Genomic DNA, 12,708 nt, shown 5'->3' on the forward strand with positions numbered 1-12,708 from the left:
CCACCCACGGGCCAAACGACGGCCCTTCGACGCCGTTGGGCCGCTGTCTTTCTAGAACATGCCCATCGTTCGCCCCAGATCCACAGAGGACTGGCCCTTCAATGCATCTGGGTTCTCCTATCTCGCGGGTGCCCGCGCGGCATCCTGGGCCCGGTGCCACCAGTTCACCTGGGCCTGGACCAGTGGGCCACTCAGGGCGTCAGCGGCGGGCAGTTCGTTCACGCCGAACCAGCCCACCTCCAGCACCTCGCCGGGCTGCGGCACCAGCTCGCCGCTGACCCCCTGGGCGCGGTACAGCACCGACACGTTGTCCACTATGTCCCCGTTGGGGTAGGTGAAGCGGTATTCGGGCCCAGCGAACATGTCCAGGGGCGTCAGGGTCTGCGCGCGCAGGCCGGTTTCTTCGAGCAACTCGCGCGCGGCCGTCTCCTCGAAGTGCTCGCCGGGTTCCAGAAAGCCGCCCGGCAGGGTCCAGCGCCGGGTGTGGCCGTGGCGCAGCAGGAGCAGCCGGCCCTCGTCATCGGTGACCAGCACGCTGGCGCCGGGGGCCGGCCAGGGCCGTGGCCCGATCACCCGGCGCAGGTCCAGCAGAAAGTGGCCGGCTGGGGGCGGCGGCGGGGTGGGGGTTAGGGGCAGGGGAGGCAGGCCCGCCCAGCCGCGCAGCAAGGTCATGGACGCGCGGTTGGCATTGCTGCTCAGCGGGGGCAACTCGTCCAGCCGAAACCAGCGCAGCTCCAGGGTTTCGCCGCTGTCGTCGGGCTGGGCGCGGTCCAGCGCCGACGCGGGCAGGGTGCCGTGGGCCCGCAGCCCCACCACGTAAATCTCGTCGCCGTGCGGGTAGCGGTGGTACAGCTCCGGGCCACTCTGCAGGCCGTCCGGCAGCGGCAGCAGGCGCAGGTTCTCGCAGTGCAGGCCGGTTTCTTCGAGCAGCTCGCGCCGCGCGCCGCTCAGAAAGTCCTCGCCGGGGTTCAGGGCGCCGCCGGGCTCGCTCCACAGGCCGTCGTCGCCCCGGCGCTGCAGCAGCACCCGGCCCTGTTCATCCTGCAGCAGGACGCCCACGGCGGCGCCCACCAGGGGGCGGGTGCCCCACACCTTGCGCAGTGCCATCAGGTTCATGGCGCCCACCCTACGCTAGCCTGCGGGGCGTGACGACCAACTTTCGGCGGGGGAACGCCATCCTGATCGTCTCCAACGGGTACGCCGAGGACCTGATCGGGGCGGCCCTGGCGCGCGAACTGGTGCGGGCCGGGCGGGGGCCCGTGCTGGCCCTGCCCCTGGTGGGCGAGGGCCGCGCCTACGTGGGCGCCGCCGAGGTGCAGGGCCCTCCCCTCAGCCTGCCGTCTGGCGGCTTTCCCTTTGGCAGCGTGGCGAACCTGCGCGCCGACCTGCGCGCGGGGCTGCTGACCGTGTCGCTGCGGCAGTGGGCGGCGGCGCGGCGCCTGGGCACCCAGGCCGGGCAGGTGATCGTGGTGGGTGACACCTACGCCCTGCTGGTGGGTACCCTGGCCGCGCGGGCCCAGCCGGTGCCCCCCGGCGCGCGCCTGCCCCTGACCCACCTGCAGCCGCTGGTCTCGGTGCACTACGCGCGCGGCATGTCCTGGGGCGCCCACCTGCGCGAACTCAACGCCCTGGGCGCCAACCTCTTTATGCCCTGGGAGGTGGCGCTGGCCCGGCAGGCGCGCCGGGTCTACACCCGCGACCAGCCCTCGGCGGCGCACTTGGCCCGGCGCGGGGTAAACGCCGTGTACCGGGGCAGCTTTGCCATGGACATCCTGCCCCCGCCGGAACGCGACCTTCCGCCACTGCTGGATGGCCGCCCTCTGCTGGCCCTGCTGCCCGGCCAGCGTGGCGACGCGGCCTTTTCCCTCCCCATCATGCTGGAGGCCGCCGCTGCCCTGCCCGAGCTGCAGGGCGTGGTGGCCTTCGCCCAGCCCTTCTCGGAATTGCCGCCGCTGCCTGGCTGGACGGTAGAAGCGGTGAACGACGCCACCCTGTGGCTGTCGCGCGGCCCCGTGCGGGTGCTCGTGGTGCGCGGGGCCTTTGCCGCTGTGGTGCGCCGCGCGGCCCTGGCGCTGGGTACCGCTGGCACCGCCGCTGAGCAGGCCGCTGGGCTGGGTGTGCCCGTGATTGGCTTTCCCACGCCGGGGCCGCAGTACGTGGCGGGATTTGCCCGCCGCCAGGGCCGGCTGCTGGGGCGCGCGCTGACCGTGGTGGCCCCAGACCCCGGGGCCGTGGCCCAGGCCGCCCGCCACCTGCTGACGAGGCCCCGGCTGTTCGCAGCGGCGGCCCGCGACGGCCAGGAGCGCATTGGCGCGCCCGGAGCCCTGGCAGCGGTGGCAGCAGAGCTGGAAGAACTGAACTGAGGGCGGATTCCAGGTGACCACAGGAGAAGCCCTCTGCGGTAAGCGACCCAGAGGGCAACAACCTCAACCACGGGGCGCTTTTGGCGATGGCGTGGAGCGGGAATCGCCCCTCTTACGCCCAGCCGCTCTGCAACAGCGCCCGCGTTTCGGCCACGGCTTCCTGCCAGATGCGCTGCATTTCGCGGTCGGGGCGGCGGTGCAGGCCGCCAAAGTTGCCGTCGCCCAGGCGGGCACGCACCTCGGCCGGCGGCAACTGGCGCAGGGCCCCCAGATCCACCATCGGCTTGCGCTCCTCGGGGGCGCTGACCCCTTCCAGGCGGGTCCAGGGAAAACTTTCCATCCAGCTGGCGTGGCTGGCCAGTTCGTCGGTGGCCTGCACGGCGGCCCAGGTGCGCGGCGCGTTCCACCAGTTGTGCCACTGCACCCGCGCGGCTGGGTGCCGGGCCAACCATTCGCCCAGCCAGCCCTGGGCCGGGGCGTTGCCGCCGTGGCCGTTGACCACCAGGAGGCGCCGGAAGCCCTGCGCATACAGGCCGCCCAGCAGGTCGTCCAGCAGGGCGAGGTAGGTGGTGGTGCGCACGCTCAGGGTGCCTGGGTAGGCGCTGAAGGTGGGCGTGATGCCGTAGGGCAGCGCGGGAAACACCGGGACGCCCAGGTCCTCGGCCGCCTCGCGCGCCACCCGCTCGGCCAGCAGGGTATCGGTGGCCAGACTCAGGGTGGCGTGCTGCTCGGTGCAGCCCAGCGGCAGCACGCAGCGGTCATCCTGGGCCAGATACGCCTCGACCATCTGCCAGTTCATCTCCTGAATGCGCATGGGCTACGCTAGCGCAGACCTGGGCCCTAGATTTTTCACCCCCCTTCATCCACCCGGTTCGGACAAGGCCTGCCCGCGCGGGAAAGCCGCAGCGTAGCGTGAGCCCATGAGCGACGCCGCCCGCCCCGACCAGCCCTGGAGTTATGAAACCGCCGCCGTGCAGAGTGCCATTCCGCGCGGCCTGGGCCAGACCATCGGGTTTCCTATTCATGCGGCTGCCGCTTTTCAGTTTGATTCGCTGGACGAAGCCCAGAGCGAGTTTCAGCAGAACACCGGCCTGAGTTACGCCCGGTTGCAGAACCCCACCGTGCGTGCCCTGGAAGAGCGGCTGACCACCCTCGAAGGCGGGAGCGCCACCGTGGCGGTGGCCAGCGGGCAGGCGGCCACCCTGACCGCCATCCTCAGTGTGTGTCGGGCAGGAGACCATGTGGTCTCGGCGTCCAGCCTGTTTGGGGGCACCACGGGCCTGCTGAACAACATCCTGCCGCTGATGGGCATTTCGGCGACGCTGGTGGAGAACACGGCGCAGGCCATTGGCGCGGCCTTGCAGCCGAACACCCGGCTGGTCTGGGCCGAGATGATCAGCAACCCGGCCGGGGACGTGGCAGACATCCGCGCCTTTGCCGACCTGGCGCACGCCCAGGGCGCCCTGCTGGCCATTGACAACACCTGCGGGGGCGCCGGGTTTCTGTGCCGGCCACTGGAACACGGCGCAGACATCGTCGCGCAGTCGCTGACCAAGTGGGCGGGCGGCCACGGCAGCGTGCTGGGCGGCGCGGTGACGGTGGGGGCCGGGCACGACCTCACGCGCAGCCCCATCTTTACCGAGGGCGGCGAGAACAGCATTCTCAGCGTGCGTGGGGCCGCTGCCCTGGCGTGGCGTCAGCGCTGGCTGGGCGCGCACCAGCTGGGCATGACGCTGGCTCCCCACTCCGCGTTCCTGATCGCCCAGGGCCTGGAAACGCTGGCCCTGCGCCTGGCCCGCGAGAGCGAAACCGCCCTGGCCCTGGCCCGCTGGCTTTCGGCCCATCCCCAGGTGGGCAAGGTGAGTTACCCCGGCCTGGAGAGCCACCCGCACCACCACCTCGCGCAGACCTACCTGCGCGGCGGGCAGGGCGCGGTGCTGACCTTCGAGGTGCCGGACCCCGCTGCCTTCCTGTCGCGGGTGCGGGTGCTGCGCATCGCCCCCAACCTGGGCGACGTGCGTACCCTGGTGGTGCACCCCTGGACCACCACCCACGGCCGCGTGCCCGAAGCGGCGCGCTTTGCCGCCGGCGTGACCCCCACCACCATCCGCATGAGCGTGGGCGTAGAGGCCCTGGGCGACCTGCAGGCGGATATTGAGCAGGCGCTGTAGGGGGCCGATGGCGGATAGCAGATGGCGTGGGGTTGCTTTGGGGGTTAGACCGGGCAGGAGAGCAGGGTTTCGTGCTGGCGCACGGTGGCGGCGGCCTCGGCCAGCAGGACCTCGGTGTCGGGCCAGCCAAGGCAGGGGTCGGTCAGGCTGAGGCCGTAGGCGGGGCACTCGCCGGGAGCGGGGAAGGGCTGGCGGCCGGGGTGCAGGTGGCTTTCGAGCATCAGGCCGCGCACCGGGCTGGCGGGGTGCCAGTGGGCCAGCACCGCGCGGCCTACCGCTGCCTGCCGCGCGGGGTCGCCGCCGCTGTTGGCGTGGGCGCAGTCCACCAGCAGCCTGGGAGTCAGGCCCGCCCCACGCAACTGCTCAGCGGCCTGGGCCACCGCCTGCGGGTCGGCGTTGGGCCCCGCGTGGCCGCCGCGCAGCACCACATGCCCGTGCGGATTGCCGGGGGTCAGGGTCAGGGCGCCTGTGCCGTCTGGGGCGGTGGTCCAGCACATCTGCCGGGCCTGGGCCGCCACCACCGCGTCCACCGCCACCCCCACCGAGCCGCCCGTGCCGTTCTTGAACCCCACCGGAAACGGCAGCGCGCTGGCCATGACGCGGTGGGTCTGGCTTTCTACCGTGCGCGCGCCCAGGCAGCCCCAGCTCAGCAGGTCGGCCAGGTAAGGGGGCAACTGGGGGGCCAGCAGTTCGGTGGCCACCGGCACGCCCAGCTCGTTGATGGCGGCCATCAGGCGCCGGGCGCGCACCAGCCCCGCGTTCAGGTTGGGGCGGCCGTCCAGGTCCGGGTCCAGCAGGAAGCCGCGCCAGCCCAGCCGGGTGCGGGGCTTGTCCACGTACACGCGCATCACCAGTTCCAGGGCGTCGCCCCAGCGGGCGCGTGCCCCGGCCAGCCCCCGGGCGTAGCGCAGCGCCTGCGCCTCGTCGTGGATGCTGCAGGGCCCCACCACCACGAGCAGCCGGGGGTCCTGGCCGCGCAGAATGGCTGCAATGCGCCGCCGGGCCCCCGCCACGGTCTGCGCGGCCTGGGCCGAGCGGGGCAGCTGCGCCAGCAGGGCCTGCGGCGAGAGCACCGGTTGTAAGGAGGTAGGGTCCAGATCCAGGGGTTCGGGGCTTAAAAGCTCAGTGTCCAAGGGTGGCGCCTCCATCCACAGTCAGGTGCTGCATGGTGATGTGCCGCGCGTGGTCCGAAAGCAGGAACAGCACGGCCTGGGCAATGTCGGCGGGGTCGGCGATCCGGCCCAGGGGAATGCCGGGGCGGTGCTGGCCGGGGTCCCCCGCGATCACCTGCGCGGGCCCCGTGTCCCCCGTCCAGAGCTGCCGCCCCATCGGTGTGTCGGTGGAGCCGGGGGCCACCACGTTGCAGCGCACCCCATACGGCGCCAGTTCCAGCCCCAGGCAGCGCATGAGGTGGGTGGTGGCGGCCTTGGACGCGGCGTAGGCGCCCATCCCAGCGCGGGCCACGTGGGCCGCGTTGGAACTGACAGTCACGATGGCGCCGCTGCGGCGGGCCTGCATGCGCTGGCCCACGGCCCGCGCCATGTAAAAGGGCCCGGTGGTGTTCACGGCGAAGGTGTGCGCCCAGGCCTCGTCGCTCAGCTCGGTCAGCGGGCCCAGGTGCAGTACCCCGGCCACGTTCACCAGCTGGTCAATGGGGCCCAGGGCCGCTTCGGTCTGGGCCACCAGGGCCTCCACGGCGGCGGCGTCGGTCACGTCCAGCTGGGCGGCGTGCACCCGCGGGGCGGTCCAGGGGAGGGGCGCCAGGTCAGTGGCCTGCACGGTGGCGCCAGCCGCTGCCAGGGCCTGCGCCACGGCCGCGCCGATGCCCTGGGCCGCGCCGGTCACCAGGGCCACCCGGCCTGCCAGGGCGGGCAATGGGGGCAGGCTCATGCGGGCGCCTGCTCGGGGGCCCACAGGTCGGCCACGGGGGTGTGCGGGTGGGCCACGCCACGCGCCAGCGCGGCCAGCAGGCGCCCGTGCAGGGCCTGCACCTGGGCGGGGGTGTACAGGGCGGGGTGGCCGTCCAGCGTCAGCTCCAGCGCAGGGCCCCAGCCGGTGAAGGTCAGCGCGAGGTCCTCCACCGGGCCAGAGGCCAGATTCTCCAGGCGAGCCTCCAGCCCCGGGCCAAAGTCCAGCGGCGCCTGGAAGGGAATCACGTTCACCTCCGGGCCAAAGAGGCGGTGGCCGTTCAGGTCGGCCCACAGGTGCTCGTAGCGGTAGTGCTGGTGCGCGCGCAGGGCCCCCAGGGCCGCGTGGGCCTGCCGGGTCAGGGCTGCGAGGCTCAGCGCCGGGGTCACGTCCAGCCGCAGCGGTGCCAGATTCATCACCATCGTGGGCACCCGCGCCGAGGCGCGGCCCAGCCGGTTCATGACGGGGACGGCCAGCACTGTGGCCTGCTCGCCCGTGTGCGCGTGCCAGAACGCCGCGCTCAGGGCAAACAGCAGGGTGGGCCACGCGGTGCCCAGGGCCTGGGCCTGCTCGGCCAGCGCCCGGGTGAGGGCCGGGGCGGCGGTGCCCCGGGCACGGTGGCCCCGGCGCAGGCCCCGTTCCAGCAGGGGCGCGGGCGTGTGCGGCAGCCCCGCGTACAGCGCCATCAGGGCCTGCCGGTCCACGGCGCGCTGCGGTGAGCGCTGATAGGCCTCGTCCTCGGCCACCACAGGCGCCAGCGGGTCGAATGCCGGGGGCAGGGGAGCGCCCGCGCGGTAGTGTGCCGCCACGCGCTGCAGGCACAGCGACAGGCCGTAGCCGTCCAGGGCGATGTGGTGCGTGACCAGCACCCAGCGTGCCTGTGCCGGGCCCAGCAGAAAGAGACCGTGGCGGTACAGTTCGCCGGCTTCCGGGCGCAGCGGCGTGTCCAGCCACGCCTGCGCTTCCTGGTCGGCCTGGGCGTGGGGGTCGGGGTGACCACGCAGGTCACGCACGGTCAGCGGCTGCGGGGCGGCGGCGCCGGGCCACTGCCGCGCGCCCCCGGGCCGCGCCTCGAAGCGGGCGTGCAGGGCGGGGACCTCGGCCAGCAGGCGGGCCACCGCCGCCGTGAAGCGGGGCACGTCCAGCGGGCCGTGCAGGTCCAGGGCCTCGGCGGTGTTGAAGAGGGTGCTCTGGGGGTCGGCCTCGTGGTCGTGCCACAGGCCCAGCTGCGCCCCGGTCAGGCCCAGCGCGGGTTCGCTGTGGGCGCCGTGTGCTCCGCTCATACAGGCTCCGGGGCCAGCCGCGCGGCGATGGCGCGCAGGGTGGGCCGCGCGGCCACGTCGGCGTACGTGATGCTCAGCCCGGCCCGCTGCCAGCCGTCCACCAGCAGCATCAGGCGAATGGAATCCAGGCCCAGCAGCAGCAGGTCGTCGTCATCGTGCAGCTCGGCGGCGGGCACCTCCAGCAGCGCCGCCACCGTCTGGCGCAGGTGGTCGGGGGTCCAGGCGGCGGCCGGGCGGTCACCCAGCGCCGAGAGCACCTGCGCCGTGCCCAGCACCTGCGCGCAGCGGCCCGCGCCGTAGGCCAGGGCCTGCCGGTGCTCGGCTTCGGAAAAGTCGGCCAGCGCGTCGCCGATCAGGAACGGCTGCACGTCGCGCATAAAGGCGTCCGCCGCCGTCAGCAGGCAGCCAATGTGGGCGTACACCCCGCAGATCAGCAGCTGATCGCGCCCCCAGCCCTTCAGCAACTCCTCCAGCGGCGACCGCTGAAAGGCGCTGTAGCGCCACTTGGTCAGCACGAGGTCGTCCGGGTGCGGGGCCACGGCGGGGTGAATGCAGGTCTGCCCGGGGTCGCTGCCCAGCCCGGGGCCCCAGAAGTCGCTCAGCAGGGCGCGGTCCTGGGGGTCTTGCTGACCGGGCTGCGCGGTGTATACCACCGGTATGCCCAGGGCGCGGGCGTGCGCCACCAGGGTTCCCACCTGCGCCAGCAGGGCCGGAATGGGCGGCTGCGTCTGGTCGTAGAAGTTCAGAAAGTAGCTCTGCAGGTCGTGCACCAGCAGGGCGGCGCGCCCAGGCTGGGGCGTCCAGGTCACGCGGCCCTGGGGAAAGGTGGCGGGGTCAGGCATGGGGTAGGGGGCCAGGCGGGGAATCATGGGGTGCTCCTTGGGGCCATGCGGGCGCGCAGGGCGGGTTTGTCGAGCTTGCCGACGGCGGTGCGGGGCAGCTCGTCCAGCAGCTCAATGCGGTCGGGGATCTTGTAGGCGGCCAGGCCCAGGGCCTGCAGGTGCCGCCGCAGGGTCAGGGCCAGCCCTGGCGGCGTGGGGGACGCGGGCTGCACAAAGGCGCAGCTGCGTTCGCCCAGCCAGGGGTCCGGCACGCCCACCAGCGCCGCGCCGCGCACCTGGGGGTGCAGCAGCAGGGCGTGCTCGATCTCCTCGGCGGCGATCTTCTCGCCCGCACGGTTGATCTGGTCCTTGTGGCGCCCGGTGACGGTCAGAGCGCCGTCCGGCCAGCGGGTCACGAGGTCGCCGGTGCGGTAAAAGCCGTCCGGGGTAAAGGCCCGGGCATTGTGCTCTGGCGCGCGGAAGTAGCCCCGGATGGTGTAGGGCCCGCGCGTGAGCAGGTGCCCCGGCGTGCCGTCGGGCACCGGACGGTCCTCGTCGTCCACCACCCGCACCTCGTCGTGTGGGCTGATGGGGTGGCCCTGGGTGCAAGCGGCGCGTTCCAGTGGCGTGCCAGGGCGCACGTAGTTCACCAGCCCCTCGGCCATGCCGAACACCTGCTGCACCTCGGCCCCCAGCCGCGCGGGCACCTGCCGGGCGGTGTCCGGGCTGAGGGGCGCGCCCCCCACCTGCACGCAGCGCAGCGAGGACAGGCCCGGGCCGCCTGCCTGCTCGGCCGCCTGCAGCCACACCTGCAGCAGCGCGGGCACCAGGGCGGTGTGGGTCACCCCATGCTGGCGGATCAGGGGAAAGGCCACGTCGGGCGTGGGCGCGGGCGAGAGCACCACCTGCCCCCCCGCGTGAAACATGCCCAGCGTGCCCGGCGAGGTCAGCGGGAAGTTGTGGGCCAGCGGCAGGGCGGCCAGATACACCGTCTGCGGCCCCAGCGCGCAGATCGCCGCACTGGCCCGGATGCTGTACAGGTAATCGTCGTGCGTGCGCGGAATCAGCTTGGGGGTGCCGGTGCTGCCCCCCGACAGCTGGTACAGCGCGACCTCGGCGGCGTTCCCTGCGGGCGGGGAGAAGGGTGGGGTGCCAGCGGCCGGCTGCAGCGGCGTGAATTCGGCGGTCTCGCCCAGCACGAACACCCGGCGCAGGCCCGGCGCCTGGGCCTGCACGTCGCGCGCCAGAAGGCGGTGGTCATAGCCGGCGTGCTGGTCGGCCACCAGATAGGCCGCCGCGTCCGCATGGGTGCAGAAAAAGCCAATTTCCCGCTGGCGGTGGGCCGGCAGCGCCAGGATGGGCCGCGCGCCCAGCCGCAGCAGGCCGAACAGCACGTCAAAGAATTCGGGGACGTTGGGCAGCTGAACCACGGCCCGTTCGCCGGGCTGCAGGCCGTGGGCGGCCAGATGCGCGGCCATGCGGGTGGCGCGGGCGTCCAGGTCGCGGTAACTCAGGCGCGTCTGCCCGGCGATCAGGGCGGTGCGGTCGCCGTACTGGGCAGCCAGTCCGGCCAGCCATGCGCTGAAGGTCTCGCCCTGCCAGTACCCCGCCTCGCGGTAGGTGCGGGCCAGGTTGTCGGGCCAGGGGGTGAAGTCGGCCGTGTCCCCGGGGCTCACAGGGCCGTCCCCAGGCTGTCCAGGCCCAGCGCCTGCAACATGGTGCGGAACTTGGCGGCGGTTTCGGCCCGTTCCTGCGCGGGGTCTGAAGCCGCCACCACCCCGGCCCCCGCGAACAGCCGCACCTGCTCCGGGCCCACCTCTGCGCAGCGGATGGTCACGGCCCACTCGCCGTCGCCCGCCGCGTCGCACCAGCCCACCGCCCCGGCAAAGAGGCCCCGCGCGAAGGGTTCATGTGCGGCCAGGAACTGCCGGGCGGCCCTCTGCGGGACCCCGCACACCGCCGGGGTGGGGTGCAGGGCCTGGGCCACGTCCAGCACCGACAGGCCCGGGTCCCGCAACTGGGCCTGAATGGGGGTGCCCAGGTGCCACAGCGTGGGGGTTTGCACCAGCTGGGGCCGGGGCGGCAGGTGCAGTTCGCGGCACAGCGGCGCCAGCGTGGCCCGGATGGCCTCCACCATCAGCGCGTGTTCTTCCTGGTCCTTGGCGGAGGCCAGCAATTCGGCCGCCTGGGCGGCGTCGGCGTCCGGGCCGGCCTGGCGGGGGCGGGTGCCTGCCAGCGGGTGCAGGCACAGGTGGGGGCCCGCCTTGCGCACCAGCAGTTCCGGGCTGGCGCCAATCAGCGTGCGCTCGCCGGCCGGGTCCAGCGGCAGTGCAAAGGTGTAGCCGCCCGGGTGGCGCGCGGCCAGCCGGCCCAGCACTGGCGCCAGGGCCAGCGGCTCGCGCAGCTCTAATTCCAGCAGGCGGCTCAGGACCACCTTGTGCAGCCCGCCCGCCCGAATGGTGCTCACCGCTTGGGCCACCAGGGCCTCGAAGTGCGCTGGCCCTGGCCGCGCGCTCACGCGGCGCACGCTGGCGCTGGGGACTGGCTTGGCGGCCCAGTCCGGGTAGCCGGGGGTGACCTGCGGCGCCACGTACAGGGTGGCGGGCTGCGTGGGGTCAAACGGCAGGGCGCCCACCACGCGTGGGTGGAGGTGGCCCGCCTGCTGAGCGGCCCGCAGCAGCGCCCGGGCCTGCTGCGCCGGGGGGCCGGGCGTGGCGGCAGCCGGCTGCAGCTCGGCGGCAAAAAAGGACGTGGCGGGCGCCTGCCAGATGAAAGGGGGCAGAGCAGGTGTCTGGGCCGGGGCAGCGCCGGGCCGGGGCGGAGCAAGCAGGGTCATGGGGTCTCCTGGGGGCGAAGGCAAGACGGAAGGACGGCGGCGCCCGCAGCGCGGCGCACCAGCAGCGGGGATCAGAGGGCGCAGGCCCTGGGGGATAAAAACGGGGGAATTGCTCAGCAGGGGAAGGCAATGGCGGCTTCAGCGGTCATTTGAGTGTCTGAGCCGTCAACGCTGATGCAAGAGCACATCCAGGGCCTAGCGACTAAACAAAGGCAAGACCTGGGCGACCAGCGGTCAACCTCACATCGCCCCGTCAGAATCTGACAAATCCGATCAAAATAGTCAAGTTAAGTCCAAAAGTTGGAGCGTCGGAGGGGCTAGGGACAGGAGTTCACGGCACGGCTTCTTCCCGCGTTCGTCGAGACCCGAAACTCTCCTTGCCGCCCCCTGGGTGCAGAGGAATGCCAGCCTGTCGCCGTCCCCTTCACCCTCACCCCTATGCATAACCGCCGCCCTTAAATCAGCAGGACGGCGGTCAGAGGCCGACCCCTGGGCCTTACAGCCAGGGTTTCTTGCCAATCACGTAGTCGCGCTGGAACTCGGGGTCGCTCTTGGTGAGGTAGATAATGCCTTCCACCAGCCCCAGCAGGCCCAGGCCGCTGCTGACCAGCCCCGCCAGCGGCACGGTCACGAACAGCGCCACGCCGAAGGTCAGCAGGCCCAGCAGCAGCGCGACCACCCACACACCGATGTTGAGCCCCAACATCATCAGGCCAGCGGTCGTATTGCCCAGATAGAACTTGTGAATCCCAAGGCTGCCCAGGAAGATGCCCAGCAGGCCCGCAAACAGCTTTTTCTGGGCCACGTCGCTGGACAGAAAGCCCGAACTGTGGCTGCCCTGGCCGTAGGCGGGCGTCATCTGGTGGGCCGGGTCGCCAAAGTGGTCAAAGGGGCGGGCGGGCGCCGGCTCGGCGTAGCCCGTGGGCGGGCCCTGCGGAATGGTGGGATTGCGCGCGCCACCCGTCGCCCGGGTCACCCAGTCGTCCTGGGGAGCGCCCGTGGGGGCCGCCGGGGCCACCGCCGGCCGGTCCTCGGGCCAGGGTGAGGAAGCGGGGGCCGTGTGGGCGGGCCGGGTGACCTCGTCGGCCCAGGCGGGGGCCGCTGGGGACGCAGGGGCCGGGCCGGGGTCGGCAGGAACGCGGCCGGGGGCGCTGACCTCGTCCACCCAGGCGGGGGCCGGGGCGGCGGCGGGGCGCTGGGGTTCGGGAATGCGCAGGTCCCCCGAGGCCGGGCTGGACGCGCTCTGGGCGGGCCCCAGCACCTCGTCCACCCAGGAGGGCGCGGCGCTGGGCGTGCCGGACGTGTTGTCTTCGGGGTTCGTCATGC

11 protein-coding genes are annotated in these 12,708 nt (G+C 73.0%); 2 read left to right on the forward strand and 9 right to left on the reverse strand.

Annotated elements, in window-relative coordinates:
- Positions 1–117: 117 nt before the first annotated feature.
- Positions 118–1,116 (reverse strand): NUDIX domain-containing protein, encoded by a 999-nt coding sequence (locus KMW22_RS06755; protein ID WP_221089279.1) that lies wholly within the window; start codon positions 1,114–1,116, stop codon positions 118–120.
- A gap of 29 nt (positions 1,117–1,145) precedes the next feature.
- On the opposite strand from KMW22_RS06755, the gene KMW22_RS06760 reads away from it, so the two are divergent.
- Complete coding sequence (locus tag KMW22_RS06760) at positions 1,146–2,363, forward strand: lipid-A-disaccharide synthase-related protein (RefSeq protein WP_221089280.1); 1,218 nt, start codon at positions 1,146–1,148, stop codon at positions 2,361–2,363.
- Positions 2,364–2,475: 112 nt separating this feature from the next.
- On the opposite strand, the gene KMW22_RS06765 is transcribed toward KMW22_RS06760, so the two are convergent.
- The gene (locus KMW22_RS06765; protein WP_235692737.1) at positions 2,476–3,177 is read right to left on the reverse strand and encodes a creatininase family protein; all 702 of its coding nucleotides are present in this window, start codon (positions 3,175–3,177) and stop codon (positions 2,476–2,478) included.
- A 106-nt stretch (positions 3,178–3,283) separates the two neighbouring features.
- On the opposite strand from KMW22_RS06765, the gene KMW22_RS06770 reads away from it, so the two are divergent.
- Positions 3,284–4,534 carry an aminotransferase class V-fold PLP-dependent enzyme gene (locus KMW22_RS06770; protein ID WP_221089281.1) on the forward strand — a complete coding sequence of 417 codons (1,251 nt, stop codon included), beginning with the start codon at positions 3,284–3,286 and terminating at the stop codon, positions 4,532–4,534.
- A gap of 44 nt (positions 4,535–4,578) precedes the next feature.
- On the opposite strand, the gene KMW22_RS06775 is transcribed toward KMW22_RS06770, so the two are convergent.
- The 7 genes from KMW22_RS06775 to KMW22_RS06805 all read right to left on the reverse strand — a co-directional run bounded on the left by KMW22_RS06775 (position 4,579) and on the right by KMW22_RS06805 (position 12,706).
- Positions 4,579–5,667 carry a 3-deoxy-7-phosphoheptulonate synthase gene (locus KMW22_RS06775; RefSeq protein ID WP_235692738.1) on the reverse strand — a complete coding sequence of 363 codons (1,089 nt, stop codon included), beginning with the start codon at positions 5,665–5,667 and terminating at the stop codon, positions 4,579–4,581.
- Positions 5,657–6,424: a 2,3-dihydro-2,3-dihydroxybenzoate dehydrogenase gene (dhbA, locus tag KMW22_RS06780; RefSeq protein WP_221089283.1), complete on the reverse strand. Its 768-nt coding sequence runs from the start codon at positions 6,422–6,424 to the stop codon at positions 5,657–5,659. Before dhbA ends, KMW22_RS06775 begins: the two co-directional genes overlap by 11 nt.
- Positions 6,421–7,725, reverse strand: coding sequence for a condensation domain-containing protein (locus KMW22_RS06785; protein WP_221089284.1), 1,305 nt, complete (start codon positions 7,723–7,725; stop codon positions 6,421–6,423). Before KMW22_RS06785 ends, dhbA begins: the two co-directional genes overlap by 4 nt.
- The gene (locus KMW22_RS06790; protein ID WP_221089285.1) at positions 7,722–8,594 is read right to left on the reverse strand and encodes an isochorismatase family protein; all 873 of its coding nucleotides are present in this window, start codon (positions 8,592–8,594) and stop codon (positions 7,722–7,724) included. The genes KMW22_RS06785 and KMW22_RS06790 overlap by 4 nt, the downstream gene beginning before the upstream one ends.
- Positions 8,591–10,222, reverse strand: coding sequence for a (2,3-dihydroxybenzoyl)adenylate synthase (locus tag KMW22_RS06795; RefSeq protein ID WP_221089286.1), 1,632 nt, complete (start codon positions 10,220–10,222; stop codon positions 8,591–8,593). Before KMW22_RS06795 ends, KMW22_RS06790 begins: the two co-directional genes overlap by 4 nt.
- Positions 10,219–11,382, reverse strand: a complete 1,164-nt coding sequence (locus tag KMW22_RS06800) for an isochorismate synthase (RefSeq protein ID WP_221089287.1) — start codon at positions 11,380–11,382, stop codon at positions 10,219–10,221. The genes KMW22_RS06795 and KMW22_RS06800 overlap by 4 nt, the downstream gene beginning before the upstream one ends.
- A 496-nt stretch (positions 11,383–11,878) precedes the next feature.
- Positions 11,879–12,706 carry a TM2 domain-containing protein gene (locus tag KMW22_RS06805; RefSeq protein ID WP_221089288.1) on the reverse strand — a complete coding sequence of 276 codons (828 nt, stop codon included), beginning with the start codon at positions 12,704–12,706 and terminating at the stop codon, positions 11,879–11,881.
- Positions 12,707–12,708 lie beyond the last annotated feature (2 nt).

The sequence above is a fragment of the Deinococcus aquaedulcis genome (genome assembly GCF_019693445.1).
In the GTDB taxonomy this organism is placed as follows: Bacteria; Deinococcota; Deinococci; order Deinococcales; family Deinococcaceae; genus Deinococcus; species Deinococcus aquaedulcis.

What these genes read in the sequence shown, in the direction of transcription:
- KMW22_RS06755 (WP_221089279.1), bottom strand. Translation starts at nt 1,116, where the DNA reads ATGAACCTGATGGCACTGCGCAAGGTGTGGGGCACCCGCCCCCTGGTG.
- KMW22_RS06765 (WP_235692737.1), bottom strand. Translation starts at nt 3,177, where the DNA reads ATGCGCATTCAGGAGATGAACTGGCAGATGGTCGAGGCGTATCTGGCC.
- KMW22_RS06770 (WP_221089281.1), top strand. Translation starts at nt 3,284, where the DNA reads ATGAGCGACGCCGCCCGCCCCGACCAGCCCTGGAGTTATGAAACCGCC.
- dhbA (WP_221089283.1), bottom strand. Translation starts at nt 6,424, where the DNA reads ATGAGCCTGCCCCCATTGCCCGCCCTGGCAGGCCGGGTGGCCCTGGTG.
- KMW22_RS06785 (WP_221089284.1), bottom strand. Translation starts at nt 7,725, where the DNA reads ATGAGCGGAGCACACGGCGCCCACAGCGAACCCGCGCTGGGCCTGACC.
- KMW22_RS06790 (WP_221089285.1), bottom strand. Translation starts at nt 8,594, where the DNA reads ATGATTCCCCGCCTGGCCCCCTACCCCATGCCTGACCCCGCCACCTTT.
- KMW22_RS06800 (WP_221089287.1), bottom strand. Translation starts at nt 11,382, where the DNA reads ATGACCCTGCTTGCTCCGCCCCGGCCCGGCGCTGCCCCGGCCCAGACA.
- KMW22_RS06805 (WP_221089288.1), bottom strand. Translation starts at nt 12,706, where the DNA reads ATGACGAACCCCGAAGACAACACGTCCGGCACGCCCAGCGCCGCGCCC.